The 384-nt window shown below is 60.7% G+C and carries 1 pseudogene; it reads right to left on the bottom strand.

Features of this window, described 5'->3' with window-relative positions:
* Positions 1-375: pseudogene (locus tag B1A85_RS23755) on the bottom strand (hypothetical protein); the annotation flags it as partial.
* Positions 376-384: the final 9 nt, after the last annotated feature.

The following is a 384-nucleotide window of genomic DNA, read 5'->3' as shown; positions in this document are numbered from 1 at the left end:
CCACGAAACGCGACACCAAGCACGCGCGGTCAACCACACGCTACAAAAGGGCCCTGTATACAACACGCCACCACCGCCACCCGAAACGCCACTCCCAACAGCCCCGGTAGACAACACCCCGCCAACCGCCCCGGTTGACAACACGCCACCAACGGATACCGAAACACCACTACCAACTGACCCGGTAGACACCACGCCACCAACTGACCCAGTTGACAACACCCCGCCAACGGACACCGAAACGCCACTACCAACTGCCCCCGTAGACAACACTCTGCCAACCGACCCTGTAGCCACTACGCCAACAGCGGACACCGAAACACCACCACCAACTGCCCCCTTCGACAACACTACACCCCCGGATCTTGCACACATTCCCCCCTT

The sequence above is a fragment of the Chroococcidiopsis sp. TS-821 genome (assembly GCF_002939305.1).
GTDB lineage: Bacteria > Cyanobacteriota > Cyanobacteriia > Cyanobacteriales > Chroococcidiopsidaceae > Chroogloeocystis.
The sequence above is the reverse complement of the archived record's forward strand: the minus strand, read 5'-3'. Positions and strand labels throughout refer to the sequence as shown.